This is a genomic window from Streptomyces albospinus (assembly GCF_014648695.1).
Taxonomy (GTDB): Bacteria; Actinomycetota; Actinomycetes; order Streptomycetales; family Streptomycetaceae; genus Streptomyces; species Streptomyces albospinus.
The window spans coordinates 64,699-82,046 of sequence record NZ_BMRP01000020.1 but is presented as its reverse complement, the minus strand read 5'-3'; the positions used below and the strand labels follow the sequence as shown (position 1 = coordinate 82,046).

The window sequence follows — 17,348 nt, the reverse complement described above, 5'->3', positions numbered from 1 at the left end:
CCCGGCCGCTTTGGTCACCCGAGGCGGCCGGGAACGACAAGTCGGTCTAGCTGTAAACGGCCTAGATCAGACCATCAGTGACACTTGCCCTCATCGCCACGTGTAGGGCTGTGAGTCGCCTCGCGATTCACAGCTATGAGATGAGTAGGCGAGCTTCGTCTTACGCGGTTATGGCGATTCCGCTGACTAGACGCCAGCGGGCTTGGTCGACGTACACATGGCATCCGTGGATGCGGTGTCGCATTGAGTGAGGATCTCGGTGTACGTCTTGCCGGACGCCGGATCCGTTACGCTTGACATCGGCATGTTGACGGTTGCCTGATGCTGCCACTGCACCCCGATATCACTGGTGAAGGTCCATGTTCCAGTGCTCGACTGTATGGGCAGAGAACGAACTACCCAAGCGGTCCTACCGGGGGGAACGGTCAGGTTGTAGCTGGAGCCGGATGTCGTAGTGGTGGTAGAAGTCTTCGAGAAGCCGAGTTGGGCGGAGACCTCGGCCTTCACCGGGCTGTCGACAACGGAGCCCGGGCCGAGCGTCAGGCTGAGGCCGGCGGACTCAGTGACGGCGTCCGCCGTGGACTGTGACCATGACATGCTGCACGAAAAGTTCCCGCCGCCAGCTCCGGCGCTGTTCTGGCACACCGCCCCTTCATTCGAATTTCCACCTTGGTTGGAGACGAGTGTGAAAGGCCCCTGAGAGGGGCTGGGCTGCGGGTCTGACTTCGTGTATGACGCCGAGCTGATGACGCCGGAGCGGTTGTTGTACTGATTCAGCGCGTAATAGGTCGCCAAATCATCGAGGGTCGGACCACTGCCACCGGATTGCGACGAGCTGATGGTCAGTGGCTGATTGCCGGATGCAGATGCTCCGTTGACGCTGTGAACGCATCCCTGCAACGTGGTTGCGAGGGAGTTGATTTGGTTTCCGGTGGCGGCGCTGGATACGCACTCGTCGTTGCTGACGCTCCTGAGCAGATAGGCATTGGATGATCCGGACGGCTGGACGTAGAACTTCTGACTGCTCTGTGCCGAGTTACAGTTGGGGTTCAGGGTCAGCCCGTTGTTCTGGACATCGACACAACCAGCCTTTCCTGGGTCGTTGTTACGGATCTGGAAGCTTCCGTCCATGACCCCGTTCACCTTGACTGGCTCGAAGTTCCAGTTGTGTGCGGGGCTCCCACCCTTCAGGACAAGGTCGTTGCCGTGTGAGGAACCGTCTCCGTTCAGCTGCAAGATGTACTTCGGAGAGTGCGCCAGGCTGATATCGAGGCATCCGGTGTTGGAGTTGCTACCACACGTGGAACTGTCCGCGTGGGCCGGCTCGGCGGCGAGTGCCAGCAGCGCGGAGAGCGACAGCGCGCTCAGTGCGGCTATCGATCGCACTGTGTAGCGCGGGGCTCTATCAGCGGTCATGAGTTGTCTCCCGTTTCTCTTCGTGGTCGCGCGCGGACGTAGCACGCAGGCCGCTCTTCGCGGACCTCACCTTTCACGTGGCCAGTCGCGCCGCCGTCACGTTATGGTCCGGTTTCGGGCTATACATCGGTCAACCGACGTATCTCAGGGAATGTCTGCCCGGCTACGCGTCGGCCGCCGGCTGCTGCCGGTGTAGCAGCAGGGCATCCGCGACGCCTTCGGCGGCCGCACCGACACCACGCTCAACATCATGTACGGGCTGCTGGGCATGTCCCTGATCATCGCGGTGCTCGGTGTGATCAACACCCTGGCCATGTCCGTCTTCGAGCGGCGCAGTGAAATCGGCATGCTCCGCGCGGTCGGCCTCGACCACGGCGCGGTCAAGCGGATGATCCGGCTGGAGTCGGTGGTCATCTCGCTCTTCGGCGCGGTGGCCGGCGTAGTGCTTGGCCTGTTCATCGCCTGGGCGGCAGGCGACGCGATCACCCCGGACGTTCAGGGGTGCGTCATGGTCGTTCCGTGGCCGCGGATCGCGCTCTTCCTCCCGCTGGCGGCCCTGTTGGGCGTACTGGCGGCGAGCTGGCCCGCACGGAGGGCGGCGAATCTGGACCTCCTCGGCGCCATTAAAACGGAATGATCCCACCCGTGCGCCCTTAGGGGCCTCGCTCCGGAGCTCGGAGGGGACGGCTGCTGGCGAATTCGGGGCCAGCTGGCCTCTATGGCCCTAATAGGCCCTGCCCCCCTTGCGCACCCGTGCCTGTTCGGGCGATCAGAACCGTGACTGCCTGAACCGGACCGACATCGCGGATGCACCTGGATGCAGCGGCGCCGCACTGGACACGCGCGCGGATGTGATCTGTAACACGGTCGCGTAATGGTGACGGCAGGGCTGGCTATCCGTACTTTGGAAGGTGCCGACGCGTAAATGGCTATGTTTCAAGGTCACCAGAGCCCTGATACCTTCGATTTGCCCGCTCCGGTGGGCGGCGAAGTCGCCCTGGTTCGCTGACCAGAACAGAGGTGCAGGGCATGACGCATCCCAACCGCCTTCTGGGGCGTGAAAAAGAGACAGCGACGCTTACCCGGTTGGCGGCCCGTTCCGCAGCGGGTGAAGGGGAGAGTGCGTTCGTCGTCGGTGAGGCGGGGGTGGGCAAGACGGCCGTGGTGGAGCAGATGGCCGCGCACGCCGAGAGCCTGGGCATGCAGGTGCTGTGTCATACCGGGCAGGAGGTGGAGCGGCAGCATCCGTTCGCTGTCATCTCGGCCTGCCTGGCGGTCGACGACGCGCCAACCGACCCGCATCGAGCTCGCGTTGCCGAGATCCTGCGGGGCGAGGTTCGGTACGGGCTACCGGGCGCAATCGGTGATGCAGCCGAGGCGGACCCGGCGACGGTTGAGGCGATGCTGGGTCTGGTCGAGGAGTTGTGCGCGCGAGGACCAGTGGCGCTCATCCTCGATGACCTGCAGTGGGCGGACCCGGCGAGTCTGCTGGTGCTGCGGCGATTGATGGCGTCGGTGCGTCAGCTGCCCTTGCTGATCATCGGCGCCTATCGGCCGGTGCCCAGGGTCAGGGAGGTGGACCAGCTCGTCCACAGCATCGGCGTACGCAACCACACTGTTGTGGAACTGACGCCGCTCAGCCCACCCGACGTCTCACAGATGCTGGCGGCCTTGTCCGGCGGCCGACCCGGCCCACGCCTACGTCGCATGGCCGAGGGGGCAGCAGGAAACCCCTTGTATCTCAGAGAGCTGGTCGACGCATTGGCGCGCGACGGGGCGATCGACACAAGAGGTGGGACCGCGGAGACCACCGCGCGGTGTTCGCCGTCACTGCCCAAGCTGATCAAGCACCGGCTGGCTTGTCTCAGTGATGACGCGCTGCACGCCTTGCGCGTCGCCGCCGTGGTGGGCGACAACTGCACGCTCGGCGAATTCGGGGCGGTCATCGGCAGACCACCCCATGAGGTGCTAGGCATCATCACGGAAGCCCAAGCGGCTGGAGTCTTGCGAGACACCGGCGATCGACTGGCTTTCCGCCATGACCTCATCCGGCACACCCTGGCCGACGCGGTCACCGGCCCCGTCCGCTCCATGGTGCATTTGAAGGCGGCGCAGGTGCTCGCGGGCGCGGGCACCGCCCCGGAACACGTCGCCGAGCACCTGCTCTACGCAGCGCCACAAGGTGAGTTCCTGATCGCATGGCTGGTGGAGTCGGCGCCGCGCCTCACCACGCGCTCCCCGGCGCTCCTCCTGCGTCTGCTCGATAGAGCCTTGGACATCGCCGACCCCGCTGACCCGCGCTACGGTGATCTGCGGCTGCATCACGTCATAGCCCACCTGTCCTGCGGCCACTTGGCCGACGCGGACGACGAGGCCCGCCACGTACTGGCCCGAACCCAGGACCCCGGCATGGAATGCGCCATGCGGTGGGTCATCGTTCAGGCCGCCCTCGCCAGCGACCGGCCTGACCTGGCGCTGATCGAGTCTCGAGCCGCCCGCGCAAGCGCCAGCCTGCCCGCCATCGACAAGAACCGGTTCCACGCGTTCAGCGCGGTGTGCCTGTTCGCGATGGGCGATCTGCAACAAGCCGGAGCGCGTGCGATGGCCGCCCGGCGCACCGCTGAAGATGCCGGCGATCCCCATGCCTTGGCTTACGCATTGCAGATTCTGGCGGCCAAAGGCTTCCTCGAAGCACCGGGCGCCGAAGCAGTGGAGCTGGCTCGGCAGGCAGTCCGCCTGCCTCCGCACTCCGTCCACCCGGCTCAGCACCTCGGACTTCAATTGGCCCTGGCCAACTTCTACACAGAACTGGACCGAAGCCATGAAGCCCAGCACACGCTGGCCGCCGCCCGCGCCACCACAGAGCACATCGGCGGTCTCTTCTCTCCCTGGTACCACCTGTCCTGCGCACTCCTGGCCTTCAACACGGGCCGATGGGACGACGCCCTGGCGGACGTCGAGGCAGGACTGGATCTCGCACAGCCTTATGCGATGAGCCGACCCCTGCGGGCAATCGCAGCACTCATCGCGCTCCACCGCGGCCAACACGACATCGCCCAAACTCACCTCGACGCCACCGCGTCCACGCAGGATCCCGGATCGATCGCCCGGTTCTACGAGTACCTACCGCTCTCCGCAAGCGTTCGGCTCGACGAGGCACGCAACAACACCAAGAACGCATACTCCCAACTCGCAACCGCCTTCGACGAGGGCATAGGCCACCTGCCCGGCCAACTCATCCTCGGCTTCCTCGCACCCGACATCGTCCGACTCGCCCTGGCCCACGGCGACACCACCACCGCCCAACGCGTCACCACAGCCGCCCAAAGGAGAGCCGACCACAGCAACGCGCCCAATCACCTCGGTGACGTCTACAGATGCCAAGGGCTCGTGGCTCAGGACCCTCACCTGCTGCTGGAAGCCGCCGGCCATTACCGCACCGCCTCACGTCCCCTGCACGAGGCACACTCGTACACCGACGCCGCAGAACTTCTCGCCCACAACCAACGGCCGGCCGAGGCCAGCGCGCGCCTCAACCAAGCCCTGGAGATATACGCCTCCCTGGGTGCCAGTCGGGACAGCGCTCGCGCTCTGTTCCGCCTCCGCTCCATCACCCGAAGCCCGCGGAGGCGGCAGGACGACGCCCGCTGCGGCTGGGACGCCCTGACCACCACCGAACGCATCGTCGCCGGTCACGTCGCCCACGGCCACTCCAACCCCCAGATAGGCACCCTCATGACCATTTCCCGACGCACGGTCAGCACGCACGTGTCCAACATCCTCAAGAAACTCGACATGACCTCACGCGTCCAACTCGCAGCGGAAGTCATACGCCGACACGGTCCCGGCGATGAACACCCAAGGGGCTGATCGCCCCTGGCTCGGTGTCCGGCGGCACTGATGCTGCCGTCGCCTGTGCACAACTGGGCCGTCCGCATTCCCACCTTTTGCCGCGCTACACCTGCGGTGGCGTCCGGCCACCGGCTGGCCACCGTCATTGCGACGCCTGTGTCTCGGGCGTCGGACTCTGCCCTCGACCTCTGCCCAGAGGGCAGAGGCGGGAGCTTGCCGTTGTCGTCTTCCGCTGGGTGTGTCCAACCACCGCTCCACCCTCCTCGTCATCCAGCGGACGGGAGGAACAGCCCGTCGCGTGCCACCGGCGGCAACAGACGCTCGTCACCGTGAGTGATCAGTGTGCAGATGAATGCGGTGTCCTGTGACGGGCAGCTCCCCTGGCCTGGAGTGCCTCTGCGGCGGTCTCGATTGCTCCCCTTGTGCGGATCAGGGTGTGTCAATTTAAGTTGACACTCCCGCCGGGCGTGGTAGCGACCCTTCTTCGCGACAATCGTCGTGAACCCCGGGCAGACGGTGCCGTATTCGTGGGCTCCGAGGCAGTAGAGAAGTCGGGTTTGTGGTTGCGGTGAATCTCCTGGAGGAGCCCAGGGCGGTCCGGGTGGCCCAGGTCTGGGGCCACCCGGTCGTCCACACCGTCTCGGACATGAAGCTCTGACCTGCGTGTTTCCCGCTTCTGGTGCGGCCGGCGGCCACGTCCCGGCCGTCCTCGTGCCGGCTCGTCCTGACCCGGGTGTCAGGACCGCGTCAGAGAGTTCGGTAGCGTGGTCGGGTGAGCGAGAAGACCCTGCAGCACCGGATCGACGGTCCCGACGACGCCCCCGTACTCGTGCTGGGCGCGTCGCTCGGTACCACATGGCACATGTGGGACCGGCAGATCCCCGAGCTGACCCGCCAGTGGCGGATCATCCGCTTCGACCTGCCCGGTCACGGCGGATCGCCCGCCCACGCGGCAACCTCCGTCGCGGAACTGGCCGACCGGCTGGTCGCCACCCTCGACCTCCTCGGTGTCGAGCGCTTCGGCTACGCCGGGTGCAACATCGGCGGCGCCATCGGCACACAGCTGGCCCTCACCCGCCCGCACCGGGTCACCTCCCTGGCACTGGTGTCGTCGTCGCCGCGCTACGGAACCGCCGATGCCTGGCGCCAGCGCGGCGTGGTGATCCGTACGAACGGACTCGACCCGATCGCCCGCACCGCGCCTGAGCACTGGTTCACCCCGGGCTTCGCCGGCGCCCAGCCCGCCATCGTCGAGTGGGCCGTCCAGATGGTGCGGACCACCGACCCCGGCTGCTACATCGCCGCCTGCGAGGCGCTTGCCGCCTTCGACGTACGGTCCTCCCTGGGCCGGGTCGGCGTGCCCACCCTCGTCGTCGTCGGCTCCGAGGACCAGGTCACCCCGACCACCGACGCCCGCACCCTGGTCGCCGGGATACCGGACGCCGGCCTGGCGCTGATCCCCGGCACCTCGCACCTGGCCCCCGTCGAGCAGCCCGCGGCGGTCACCGAGCTCCTCATCCGCCACTTCAGCACCGCCTGGAACGACAAGCCGGGCCCCGGCGGCCCGGCCGCCATCGGCGCCGCCGCCCCCAAGCCCCAGATCGCGCCCCCGCCGATGCCGACGACGGCCCCGGCCGCCATCGAATCCGGCCTCAGCCGGCCCGCCGAGGTCCGCGGCGGTACGTACGAGCAGGGCATCAAGATCCGCCGCGAGGTCCTCGGCAACGCCCACGTGGACCGCGTCGAGGCCGACACCGACGACTTCAACGCCGACTTCCACGACTTCATCACCCGCTACGCCTGGGGCGAGACATGGACCCGCCCCGGCCTCGACCGCCGCACCCGCAGCATCATCACCCTCACCGCGCTGGTCGCCCGCGGCCACCACGAGGAGCTCGCGCTGCACACCCGCGCCGCCCTCCGCAACGGCCTCACCCCGACGGAGATCAAGGAAGTCCTCCTCCACACCGCGGTCTACTGCGGCGTCCCCGCCGCCAACTCCGCCTTCGCGGTGGCCCGGAAGGTCATACAGGAGGAGACGACTCCCGAGGCGTGAGGGGCTCGTGAGGCGGACGGGGCGGGACGGCCGGTTGCCGCTCGCCCCGGCGGCCGGGCGGCAAGATGGCCGCATGGAACTCACCAAGAAGACCCACGCCTGTGTCCGGATCACGAAGGACGGGCGGACGCTGGTCATCGATCCCGGTGTCTTCAGCGAGGCGGACGCGGCCGTCGGGGCGGACGCGATCCTGGTCACCCACGAGCATATGGACCACTTCGACCAGAGCCGGCTCCGGGCGGGCATGGAGGCCAATCCGGGAGCCGAGATCTGGACCCTGGCGAGCGTCGCCGAGCAGATCTCCGCGGCGTTCCCCGGGCGCGTGCACACCGTGGGGGAGGGCGACACCTTCACCGCCGCCGGCTTCGAGGTGGAGGTGCACGGCCAACTGCACGCCGTGATCCACCCGGACATTCCGCGCATCACCAATGTCGGCTTTCTGCTGGACGGCTCGGTGTTCCACCCCGGCGACGCGCTCACCGTCCCCGAGGGCCGCACCGTCGACACCCTGCTGCTGCCCGTCCACGCCCCCTGGAACAAGGTCGCCGAGATCATCGACTACGTCCGCGAGGTGGCGCCCCGCAGGGCCATCGACATCCACGACAGCCTGCTCCAGGACCACGCCCGGCCGGTCTACGACTCCCTGATCGACAGGCTGGGCGGAACGGACCACGGCCGGCTCACCCCCGGCACCGGCACCGACGTGGGGTAGCTGTCGGTGCCGGGTTGTAGGTTGGCAGACATGCGCATCGCGACCTGGAACGTCAATTCGATCACCGCCCGCCTCCCGAGGCTGCTGGCCTGGCTGGAGAGCACCGGCACGGACGTGCTGTGCATCCAGGAGACCAAGTGCTCCGCCGAGCAGTTCCCGTACGACGAGCTGCGCGAGCTCGGTTACGAGGCCGCGGTCAACGCCAGCGGCCGGTGGAACGGCGTCGCGCTGCTGTCCAAGGTGGGCCTTGAGGACGTGGTCGCGGGGCTGCCCGGCGGCCCGGACTACGAGGGCGTGCAGGAGCCGCGCGCCGTCTCGGCGACCTGCGGCCCGGCTCGCGTCTGGTCGGTCTACGTCCCCAACGGCCGCGAGGTCGACCATGCGCACTACGTCTACAAGCTCGGCTGGTTCGAGGCGCTGACGGCGGCCGTCGCCGGGGACGCGGCGGGCGCCCGGCCGTTCGCGGTCCTCGGTGACTTCAATGTCGCGCCGACGGACGAGGACGTCTGGGATCCCGCCGTCTTCGTCGGCCAGACCCACGTCACGCCCGCCGAGCGCGCCGCGCTCACCTCCCTGCGGGAGGCCGGCCTGGCGGATGTGGTGCCCCGCCCCCTGAAGTACGACCGGCCCTACACCTACTGGGACTACCGCCAGCTCGCCTTCCCCAAGAACAAGGGCATGCGCATCGACCTGGTCTACGGCAACGCGCCGTTCGCCAAGGCCGTCTCGGACGCCTATGTCGACCGCGAGGAGCGCAAGGGCAAGGGCGCGTCGGACCACGCCCCGGTGGTCGTGGATCTGGACGTCTAGGCGGCATCGGCCGTCCGCCGGGGAGGCGCGCGGGGCGGCAAGGTGGCGTGCGCGCCGCGCCGCGCGCCTGTGGCCCTGGTGCGGGGGCGGGTGGGACCCTCGCACCATGAACATGTCTTTCCTGGACAGGTGGCTCAAGCGCGCGCAGCAGGCCGGCTCGGTGCCGCTGGCGGAGGCGGTGCGGGCGGATCCCGAGAGCGTGGTGGAGCTGCTGTCCGAGTGTGAGCTGCTGCGTGATCAGGCAGCCGCCGCGGGGGTCGAACTGGACGACTCCGTAGGGTCGTTGGAGGCGCTCGACCAGTTGCAGCCGGTGTGGCGGGACGACCCCGAGGTGCTGCCCTGGCTCGGCAATGACGCGGGGCTCTATCTCGGTACGGTCGTGGTGCGCACGGTGCGCGGCGCCGTCTGGCATGTGTGGCCGGACGGTCAGCCGGTGGTGCGGCTGGAGTCCGGCCGGGAGATCGATGTGGTGGCGGCCGGCCATGAGTGGGCCGATGACGGCGCGCCCGAACTGTCCCAGGTGTACGCCGAGGTGGCGGAGGGCTGATCGTCCGGCGTGCTCCCCGCAGGTGCCCGGCCGGGCGGGCGTGGTCCCGGTTCGGTACCCGGTGCTGCAATAGGTCCCTTCCATGCGTGTCAGTGGCTCATCGCCCCATTCGTACGGGTAAGTTGCGGGCTCTCCGCTGTACGGATGACAGGGGGCGGGTCTGCCCATGGCCGCTGATGCGCTGATCGAACTGCGCGGGGTCAACAAGCACTACGGGAAACTGCATGTCCTCCAGGACATCGATCTCACCGTGGGCCGCGGGGAGGTGGTGGTGATCATCGGGCCCTCCGGGTCCGGGAAGTCGACGCTGTGCCGGGCCATCAACCGTCTGGAGACCATCGAATCCGGCACCATCAGGCTGGACGGCGTCCCGCTGCCCGAAGAGGGGCGGGCACTGGCCGAGTTGCGGGCCGAAGTCGGCATGGTCTTCCAGTCGTTCAACCTCTTCGCGCACAAGACCGTGCTGGCCAATGTGATGCTGGCGCCGGTCAAGGTGCGCAGGAAGAAGAAGGAGGAGGCGGCGCAGCGGGCCCGCGAACTCCTGGACCGGGTGGGGCTCGCGGCCCACGCGGAGAAATATCCGGCACAGCTCTCCGGCGGCCAGCAGCAGCGGGTCGCCATCGCCCGTGCGCTCGCGATGGAACCCAAGGCGCTGCTCTTCGACGAGCCGACCTCGGCCCTCGACCCCGAGATGATCAACGAGGTGCTGGAGGTCATGCGGCAGCTCGCCCGGGACGGCATGACGATGGTCGTGGTCACCCATGAGATGGGCTTCGCGCGCTCCGCCGCCAACCGCGTGGTGTTCATGGCCGACGGCCGGATCGTCGAGGACCGCACCCCCGAGGAGTTCTTCACCGCGCCCCGCAGCGAACGTGCCAAGGACTTCCTCTCCAAGATCCTCAAGCACTGAACGGGGCGCCCGCGATGCCGCATCCGCCCACCCCGCCCACGGACCGCCCGGCCGCTCCGGCACCCGCCGCGCCGCGCGCCACCGGCCCCGCCCCCACCCTCCGCGCCGTCGTCGCCTGCTTCCTCGGCACGGCACTCCTCGCGCTCGCCGCAGTGGGCTGCGGGCGGCCCGGCAGCCCGCCCGTCAAGGGCCCCAAGGGCGGCGATCTGCCGACGTACCCGGTGGCCCGGAACTTCTCGCTGCCCGCCTCCCCGACCTGGGAGGCCGCCAGGCGCCGCGGCCGGCTCGTCATCGGCGTCAAGGAGGACCAGCCCTACCTCGGCGAACGGGACCCCGCGACCGGCACCTACAGCGGCTTCGACATCGAGATCGCCAGGATGTCGGCCGCCGCGCTCGGCTTCCCCCAGCGCTCCGTGGCGTTCCGCACCATCGCCTCCGCCAACCGCGAAACGGCCCTACAGAACGGCCAGATCGACCTCTACGTCGGTTCGTACACCATCAACGCCAAACGCAAGCAGCGGGTGGGCTTCGCCGGCCCGTACTACATGGCGGGCCAGTCGCTCCTGGTCCGCAGCGACGAGCACGACATCCACGGCCCGCAGGACCTGGCCGGCAAACGCGTCTGCTCGGCGGCCGGCTCGACCGCGTACCAGCGCATCCAGGCCGACTATCCCAAGGCCGTCCTGGTCGCCTACGACACCTACTCGGTCTGCGTGGACAACCTGCTCACCTACCAGGTCGACGCGGTCACCACCGACGACGCGATCCTGCTGGGCTATGCCGCCAAGGTGCCCGACCAGCTGAAGGTGGCCGGCAAGCCGTTCTCCCGGGAGCCCTACGGCATCGGGGTACCGCGCCGCGACAACGCCCTGCGGTTCGCGCTGGACGACGCGCTCGCAGCCAACGAGAAGAACGGCAACTGGCGAGCCGCCTACGACGCCACGCTGGGCCTGTCCGGTGTGCCCGCGCCGCAGCCGCCCCCGATCGACCGCTACCCGGCGGGCTGAGGACACCGGCCCCACGAGGAACCAGGACCGACCGATGAACGTGCTTCTCGACAACCTCTCCCTCTACGGGAAGGGCCTGCTGGGCACCGTCGAACTCACCGTCTACGCCTCGCTGCTCGCCCTCGTCCTGGGCTTCGCCATGGCCGCGTTCCGGGTCGCGCCGGTCGGCTCGCTGCGGATCTTCGGCACGGTCTGGGTGACGGTGCTGCGCAACACCCCGCTGACCCTGCTGTTCTTCGCCGTGCTGCTGGGCCTGCCGCGCTTCGGACTGGTGCTGCCCTTCCAGCTCTTCGCCGTCCTGGCGCTGGGCTGCTACACCTCCGCGTTCATCTGCGAGGTGGTGCGCTCCGGCATCAACACCGTGCCGGCGGGGCAGGGCGAGGCGGCCCGCAGCCTGGGCATGACCTTCCCGCAGACGCTCGGCCTGGTGGTCCTCCCGCAGGCGTTCCGGTCGGTCATCCCGCCCATCGGCTCGACCCTGATCGCGCTCGCCAAGAACTCCGCGATCGCCGGCTCGTTCAGCGTCGTCGAGCTCCTCGGCGTCTACAAACCGCTGAACGAGAGGGGATACGGCATCGTCTGGTCCTTCGTCTGGATCGCCGTCGGCTACCTGCTCGTGACCCTGACCATCAGCGCGCTCTTCCACGCACTGGAGCAGCGCTACGGAGTTGTCCGATGACCACCGCCCTCTACGACCTGCCGGGCCCGCGCGCCCGCCGGCGGCACCGGTACTACGGGCTCGGCTCGACGGCCGTACTGCTCGCCCTGCTCGCCTGGATCCTCTCCCTCCTCTTCCGCACCCACCAGTTCACCGCGGCGAAGTGGACCCCGTTCACTTACGAGGGCATCCAGTACCTGCTCCTGGCCGGCCTCGGCAACACGCTGCGCGCCTTCGGGCTCGCGGCGGTGCTGTCGCTGGCGCTGGGCGCGGTGCTCGCGGCCGGCCGGCTGTCCGTGCACCGGCCCCTCCGCTGGGCGTGCACGCTGCTGGTGGAGTTCTTCCGCGCCATGCCCGTGCTCGTGATGATCTTCTTCATCTACGTGGCGCTGAAGAGGGCGCCGCTGACCGCCCTGGTCACCGGGCTGACCCTGTACAACGGCTCGGTGCTCGCGGAGGTCTTCCGCACCGGCATCGACTCCGTCGAACGCGGCCAGGGCGAGGCCGCGTACGCCCTGGGCCTGCGCAAGACCCAGGTCATGACGTACGTCCTGGTACCGCAGGCGGTCCGGGCGATGCTCCCGGCGATCATCTCCCAGCTGGTGGTCGCCCTGAAGGACACCTCGCTCGGCTTCCTCATCACCTACGAGGAGTTCCTGCACGCCGGCAAGCTCATCGCGTCCAACCTCGATTACGACCTGCCGTTCATCCCGGTCGTCATGGTCGTCTCGCCGGTCTACATCGGGATGTGCATGCTGCTGTCCTGGCTGGCCCACTGGGTCGCCGAGCGGCAGCGGCGCAATCCCAAGGTGGAGACGGAGGGGGTGGCCGCGCCGGAGCCGGGCACGCCGCTGCCGGGGGACCACCGGGCGCGGGGCTGAACGGGCCCTGCCCGACGGCCGCTTCAGCGAAAGCGGCGGGCCATCCACGGGCTGAGCGCGGCGTGCCCGATCAGTTCCTTGTGGGTCTCGCCGCCGGGGAGCGGCACGACCAGCCACTGCCCCGGCGGGAAGAACCGGCTCTTCACGTACGCCAGGTCGCCGTAGACCGCGCGCAGGAACGCCGGTACCGCGTCCCGGGGCACATCGGCGAAGTCCACCGCGTCCACGGTGATCTTCGCGTCGTCCTCGGGGAAGAGCTGGACGGTGACGGCGGGGGACCCGTCCAGCTCCACGAACGCCTCGTGCGGCAGCGAACCGTCCGGGTCGAGCACGGTGAACGCCCCGGCGGAGGTACGCCGCGAGGTCCGGTCCGCGCCGATGTCGTCGGTGACGGTCAGCTCCCGCCCGTACTCGCCGGCGAGTTCCCGGATCGCGGTGACCGCGGCCTCGGTCGTCGGCAGGTGCGGGTGGCGGCCGGGTGGCGGTGTGTCGCGGTGTCCCATGGCCGTGATCATGCCGTATGCGGAGGTTCCGGGCTCGGACCGGGGTGCGGGCGGCGTCAGACCAGCCAGCCGCCGTCCCGCATCAGCTCCCGGTCGGCCAGCTCGTTCTCCTCGCGCCAGACCAGCAGCCGCTGCGGGGTGAACCGCAGGTAGACCCACCGCTCGCGGCCCCACGGGTCCCAGCCGAGCTTCGTCGCGAGCATGTCCGAGGCGTCCCGCGGCAGCGCATCGCTCGCCACGACCTCGGCGGTGCAGTGGGCGAGCACCACATCGCGGGTGGTCCCCAGCGCCACCCAACTCTCCCCGTTGGCAGCAAGGTTGCGGGCGGTGGGGTTGCGGCCCTTGGTGGCCATCACCAGGCGCTCGCGGTGCCAGACGAACGAGAGCGGCACCAGGGTGGGCGCCCCGTCGGCGGAGGCGGACGAGACCCAGGCGTCCTCGTCCGACTCCAGCCGCCGGAGCGCGTCCCTTTTGCGTTGCCCGGCGTCGCGGGCCGGGGGGAGAGTCCTCATGGTGGGGAGCGTAACGACGCCTCCCCGCCTGCCGCTTCGGGCGCAGGCCGTAGGACCGCGGTCGTAGGCCCGGCGCGCGGGCGGGCCGGGCCGGTTCAGTCGCGCACCGGCACCGACACATACGACGGGTCGTTCGCCGGGGAGGAGAACGTCAGCCGGGACCCGATCGGGTTCTGCGAGATGTAGAGCGGGTCGACGGTGTCCACGACCACCGCCAGCCGGTGCCCGGCCGGTACGTCGTACGCCGTGGAGAAGAGGTCCAGGTCCACGCCGAACGGCCGGCCCGGGGTCTTGCCGTGGAAGGTGAACGGGCCGTGCGTGACCAGCTTGCCGATGCCGAGCGGGCCCACGTCGTAGAGGTAGGCGATGGCGGTGCCGCTCTCGGCGGTGCTGGTCACGGTGGTGTGCAGACGGGTGGTCCCGCGGACCCGCTGCCCGGTCTCGTACGGCGCGGACTGCCATACGGCGGCCAGGGATCGGGGCAGCAGCGGTATCGACGCCATCGGCGGCAGTCTGAGGAACTGGTCCATCATGCTGGAGAGGAAGATCAGCCCGCCGTCGGCACCGGAATCGAGATTGGTGTGGATGCGCTGACTGCCGTCGAGTGCGATCCTGCGGTGCGCGGACGGTACGTCCTTCCAGCTCTTGTAGCCCTCGTACGCGCCGGTGGAACGGGACTTGAGGAGCACCGGCGACTCGCGGTCGATGCCGTTGTCGGCGCCCTTCAGATAGTGGTCGAACCACCGCTCGGTGTCGGTCCAGGTGTCGTTGGGCAGCCCGAAGAGGCCGAGCCCCTCGGCCGTCGCGTGGTCACCGGGTCGGAATTCGAGCCGCTTGGGGCCCTTCAACTTCTCGTAGAACGCGGCGTATTGGTTGGGCGGGAAGAGCGAATCGCCCCAGGCGTTGCCGAGCATGATCGCCGCGCCATTGGCGTTGATCTTGTCGATATAGGTGACCGGCGAGCGCTTCTTCCCCCACGCGATCATGTCCTTCTCCTTGGACATGTCGGCGCTCAGGAAGTCCTTGAGGATCCGCTGGAGTTCGGGGCTGGGCCGGCCGGTCAGATCGCCCAGGCCGCCCAGTACCTCCGCCGCCTGGAGGTGCGGGGTGCGCCCGGTGTAGATGGAGTCGATCAGATCGCCCCAGCCGCTGAGCGCCGCAACCGCCTTGACCCGCTTGTCGAACGCGGAGGTCAGCAGGCTGATCCCGGCGCCGTAGGAGACCCCGCCCATGCCGACCTTCCGCGGATCGGCCGGTGTGTGCGCCAGCGCCCAGTCGATCACCTTGGAGGCGTCGGCGATGTCCTGCGGTCCGGCTGTCTCGATTTTCCCGCCCGACTGCCAGAATCCGCGCGAGTTGTAGCCGACCACGACATATCCCGCATCGGCCAGCTTCTTGGCCTGCGCCATGTACTCGATCTGCGGCATGGCCCAACTGGTGGGCAGCACGATGACCGGGTACCGCCGGGTGCCGTCGGCGCCGGCCGGTGTGAAGACGTTCGCCTTGAGCGTGATCCCGCCCTCGCCCTTGATGTCGACGAACCTGACGGACGGGAACGCGGCGGCGGACGTCGCCGGGGAGGCGGGCGCGCCGGTGTGGTGGGAGTCCGCGGCTCCGGCGGCGTGTGCCGGTGCGCCGGTGAGAACCGTGGCGGCGAGGACCGCGGCGGAGACGGTGCCGATCGCGGCGCGCAGCGTCGTGCGGGAGGGCGTCATCTTCTGCTCCAGATCTCGATGCGAGCCGCGCGGACGCTGTCCGAGGACAGGAGGGGCATCCGGCGGCTCGATGTGACTGGAGGGTAAGGTCCACCGATTACCGCAGGTAACCCGTCGGTAGGTTACGGGTGGGTAACGTTGAGGTGTGGAAGGGGTGTTCGGAGGGGCGCAGGGGGTCGAAGTGAGGGGTGCTGCGTTGCGGGGGAGGGCTCGACCGGGGAGGGGTGTGCGGTGACGGACGGCGGCCGGAGTGGCGACCATCGGCCAGATCTGATCGGCCGGGGAGCGGATGTCGTGGAGCGGATCGGGCGTCAGTTCGCCGTGCTGGCAACGGAGTTCACGGTCCCCGGCGGGGAAATCGTACTGCCGCACACGGTGCTGCCGGTGTCCGGGCGGGTGGCCGGGCCGGCGTCGTGACGCCCGGGCGCGGCCCGCGGTGACCGTCCGGCCCGGCGTCGCTCACAGGCCGAGGTCGGGGCCGAAGACCTCGTAGTGGATGTCCGCGGGCCGGACGCCGGATGCCAGCAGCTGGGCGCGGACGGCCTTCATGAAGGGAACCGGGCCGCACAGGTAGGCGGTGGTGCCGGCCGGGATGCCCAGCCGCGTCAGATCCATCCGGCCGGTGCGTACCGTCACCGCAGGGGCCGTGTCCGGGCCGGGTGCCGCGCCGTCGCTCACGGCCCCGTCCTCGTACCAGAGTTCCGCGGTCGCGCCGGTCAGTCTGCCGGTGAGCTGTACGAGCTCCGCGCGGAAGGCGTGGGTGTCCGGGGAGCGGTCCGCGTGTGCCGCGATGACGCGGCGCGGGGAGGCGTCGGCGGCCAGGTGGGCGAGCATCCCGATCATCGGGGTGCAGCCGATGCCCGCGGAGGCCAGGAGGACCGGGCCGGGGCCGCCGTCCAGCACCACATCGCCGAACGGGGCGCTCACCCGCAGCGTCTCGCCGCCGTGGACGTGGTCGTGCAGATACCCGGAGACCGCGCCGGCCGGTGCGCCGCGCTGGCCGGCGGCGACCCGCCTGACGGAGATCCGCAGCGCGCCGTCCGTCTGCCCGGACAGGCTGTACTGGCGTATCTGCCGTGCCCCGTCCGGGAGTTGGACCTGCACGGAGACGTACTGGCCGGGCCGGTGCGGCGGTACCGGCGCACCGTCGGCCGGGCGGAGGAAGAACGTCGTGACCTCCGCGGTCTCCCGGACCCGGCCGGCCACCCGGTACGTCCGCCACACCGTCCCGCCCGCCGCGCCCGCCTCCGTGCACAGCCGCCTCTCGATGGCGATCAGGGCGTGCGCCATCAGCCAGTACACCTCGTCCCAGGCCGCCATGACCTCCTCGGTCGCCGCCTCGTCCAGCACCTCCGCGATGGCCGCGAAGAGGTGCTCGTGCACGATCGGATACTGGTCCTCGCGCACCCCGAGCGAGGCGTGCTTGTGCGCGATCCGGGTGAGCAGGAGGTCCGGCCGGGCGTCCGGGTGGGCCAGCAGACGGCCGGCGAAGGCGGCGACGGATCCCGCGAGCGCCTGCTGCTGGCTGCCGTTGGCCTGGTTGCCGCGGTTGAACAGGTCGCGGAGCAGGTCGGGCCGGGCCGCGAACAGCTTCTCGTAGAAGAGCGGGGTGATCTCGCCGATCGCCGCCCCGATAGCGGGGAGGGTGGCGCGGACGGTCGCGGCGGACTTCGGGGACAGCACGGGCGGTCACTCCGGTTCGTCGGTGGGCGGCGATGGCCGGCGGGAAAGTGGTATGTGAGATGCGTATTTTTGGGCGTGCGGCGGCC

Annotated in this window: 15 protein-coding genes and 1 pseudogene; 11 read left to right on the top strand and 5 right to left on the bottom strand. The window is 69.3% G+C overall.

From position 1 onward, the window contains the following. Positions 1–186: 186 nt before the first annotated feature. Positions 187–1,416: a ricin-type beta-trefoil lectin domain protein gene (locus IEZ17_RS25530; protein WP_189303947.1), complete on the bottom strand. Its 1,230-nt coding sequence runs from the start codon at positions 1,414–1,416 to the stop codon at positions 187–189. Positions 1,417–1,612: 196 nt separating this feature from the next. On the opposite strand from IEZ17_RS25530, the pseudogene IEZ17_RS25525 reads away from it, so the two are divergent. From IEZ17_RS25525 to IEZ17_RS25480, 10 genes and pseudogenes are all read left to right on the top strand, one after another. Next, positions 1,613–2,053 (top strand): annotated as a pseudogene (locus IEZ17_RS25525) (ABC transporter permease); the annotation flags it as partial. A 392-nt stretch (positions 2,054–2,445) separates the two neighbouring features. Next, the gene (locus IEZ17_RS25520; protein ID WP_189303943.1) at positions 2,446–5,286 is read left to right on the top strand and encodes a helix-turn-helix transcriptional regulator; all 2,841 of its coding nucleotides are present in this window, start codon (positions 2,446–2,448) and stop codon (positions 5,284–5,286) included. Between the two features lie 754 nt (positions 5,287–6,040). Beyond that, positions 6,041–7,324 (top strand): bifunctional 3-oxoadipate enol-lactonase/4-carboxymuconolactone decarboxylase PcaDC, encoded by a 1,284-nt coding sequence (pcaDC, locus tag IEZ17_RS25515; protein ID WP_189303941.1) that lies wholly within the window; start codon positions 6,041–6,043, stop codon positions 7,322–7,324. Positions 7,325–7,397: 73 nt separating this feature from the next. Beyond that, the gene (locus IEZ17_RS25510; RefSeq protein WP_189303939.1) at positions 7,398–8,036 is read left to right on the top strand and encodes an MBL fold metallo-hydrolase; all 639 of its coding nucleotides are present in this window, start codon (positions 7,398–7,400) and stop codon (positions 8,034–8,036) included. Between the two features lie 30 nt (positions 8,037–8,066). Then, entirely contained in the window at positions 8,067–8,846 is a 780-nt protein-coding gene (locus IEZ17_RS25505; protein ID WP_189303937.1) for an exodeoxyribonuclease III, read from the top strand. A gap of 106 nt (positions 8,847–8,952) precedes the next feature. Further along, a complete protein-coding gene (locus IEZ17_RS25500; protein ID WP_189303935.1) occupies positions 8,953–9,393 on the top strand; it encodes a DUF6278 family protein in 441 nt (146 codons plus the stop codon). A gap of 166 nt (positions 9,394–9,559) precedes the next feature. Then, positions 9,560–10,303 carry an amino acid ABC transporter ATP-binding protein gene (locus tag IEZ17_RS25495; protein ID WP_189303933.1) on the top strand — a complete coding sequence of 248 codons (744 nt, stop codon included), beginning with the start codon at positions 9,560–9,562 and terminating at the stop codon, positions 10,301–10,303. Positions 10,304–10,317: 14 nt separating this feature from the next. Continuing rightward, positions 10,318–11,310 (top strand): glutamate ABC transporter substrate-binding protein, encoded by a 993-nt coding sequence (locus IEZ17_RS25490; RefSeq protein ID WP_189303931.1) that lies wholly within the window; start codon positions 10,318–10,320, stop codon positions 11,308–11,310. 34 nt (positions 11,311–11,344) lie between these two features. Next, the gene (locus IEZ17_RS25485) at positions 11,345–11,989 is read left to right on the top strand and encodes an amino acid ABC transporter permease (RefSeq protein ID WP_189303929.1); all 645 of its coding nucleotides are present in this window, start codon (positions 11,345–11,347) and stop codon (positions 11,987–11,989) included. Next, positions 11,986–12,849: an amino acid ABC transporter permease gene (locus tag IEZ17_RS25480; RefSeq protein ID WP_189303927.1), complete on the top strand. Its 864-nt coding sequence runs from the start codon at positions 11,986–11,988 to the stop codon at positions 12,847–12,849. The genes IEZ17_RS25485 and IEZ17_RS25480 overlap by 4 nt, the downstream gene beginning before the upstream one ends. Positions 12,850–12,872: 23 nt before the next feature. On the opposite strand, the gene IEZ17_RS25475 is transcribed toward IEZ17_RS25480, so the two are convergent. The 3 genes from IEZ17_RS25475 to IEZ17_RS25465 all read right to left on the bottom strand — a co-directional run bounded on the left by IEZ17_RS25475 (position 12,873) and on the right by IEZ17_RS25465 (position 15,579). Then, positions 12,873–13,352, bottom strand: coding sequence for a hypothetical protein (locus IEZ17_RS25475; protein ID WP_189303925.1), 480 nt, complete (start codon positions 13,350–13,352; stop codon positions 12,873–12,875). A 56-nt stretch (positions 13,353–13,408) separates the two neighbouring features. Continuing rightward, on the bottom strand, positions 13,409–13,864 hold the full coding sequence (locus tag IEZ17_RS25470) for a pyridoxamine 5'-phosphate oxidase family protein (RefSeq protein WP_189303923.1): 456 nt from the start codon (positions 13,862–13,864) through the stop codon (positions 13,409–13,411). Positions 13,865–13,959: 95 nt separating this feature from the next. Beyond that, a complete protein-coding gene (locus IEZ17_RS25465; protein WP_189303921.1) occupies positions 13,960–15,579 on the bottom strand; it encodes an alpha/beta fold hydrolase in 1,620 nt (539 codons plus the stop codon). Between the two features lie 294 nt (positions 15,580–15,873). Here IEZ17_RS25465 and IEZ17_RS43935 point away from each other — a divergent pair, with 294 nt between their 5' ends. Further along, positions 15,874–15,996 (top strand): hypothetical protein, encoded by a 123-nt coding sequence (locus IEZ17_RS43935; protein WP_268249846.1) that lies wholly within the window; start codon positions 15,874–15,876, stop codon positions 15,994–15,996. Between the two features lie 42 nt (positions 15,997–16,038). Here IEZ17_RS43935 and IEZ17_RS25460 read toward each other — a convergent pair whose 3' ends face one another. Beyond that, positions 16,039–17,262: a globin domain-containing protein gene (locus IEZ17_RS25460; protein ID WP_189303919.1), complete on the bottom strand. Its 1,224-nt coding sequence runs from the start codon at positions 17,260–17,262 to the stop codon at positions 16,039–16,041. Positions 17,263–17,348: the final 86 nt, after the last annotated feature.

Bases quoted from the DNA above. Each gene is read 5' to 3' on its own strand.
- IEZ17_RS25530 (WP_189303947.1), bottom strand. From the start codon at position 1,416: ATGACCGCTGATAGAGCCCCGCGCTACACAGTGCGATCGATAGCCGCA.
- IEZ17_RS25520 (WP_189303943.1), top strand. From the start codon at position 2,446: ATGACGCATCCCAACCGCCTTCTGGGGCGTGAAAAAGAGACAGCGACG.
- IEZ17_RS25510 (WP_189303939.1), top strand. From the start codon at position 7,398: ATGGAACTCACCAAGAAGACCCACGCCTGTGTCCGGATCACGAAGGAC.
- IEZ17_RS25505 (WP_189303937.1), top strand. From the start codon at position 8,067: ATGCGCATCGCGACCTGGAACGTCAATTCGATCACCGCCCGCCTCCCG.
- IEZ17_RS25500 (WP_189303935.1), top strand. From the start codon at position 8,953: ATGAACATGTCTTTCCTGGACAGGTGGCTCAAGCGCGCGCAGCAGGCC.
- IEZ17_RS25495 (WP_189303933.1), top strand. From the start codon at position 9,560: ATGGCCGCTGATGCGCTGATCGAACTGCGCGGGGTCAACAAGCACTAC.
- IEZ17_RS25490 (WP_189303931.1), top strand. From the start codon at position 10,318: ATGCCGCATCCGCCCACCCCGCCCACGGACCGCCCGGCCGCTCCGGCA.
- IEZ17_RS25485 (WP_189303929.1), top strand. From the start codon at position 11,345: ATGAACGTGCTTCTCGACAACCTCTCCCTCTACGGGAAGGGCCTGCTG.
- IEZ17_RS25480 (WP_189303927.1), top strand. From the start codon at position 11,986: ATGACCACCGCCCTCTACGACCTGCCGGGCCCGCGCGCCCGCCGGCGG.
- IEZ17_RS25475 (WP_189303925.1), bottom strand. From the start codon at position 13,352: ATGGGACACCGCGACACACCGCCACCCGGCCGCCACCCGCACCTGCCG.
- IEZ17_RS25470 (WP_189303923.1), bottom strand. From the start codon at position 13,864: ATGAGGACTCTCCCCCCGGCCCGCGACGCCGGGCAACGCAAAAGGGAC.
- IEZ17_RS25465 (WP_189303921.1), bottom strand. From the start codon at position 15,579: ATGACGCCCTCCCGCACGACGCTGCGCGCCGCGATCGGCACCGTCTCC.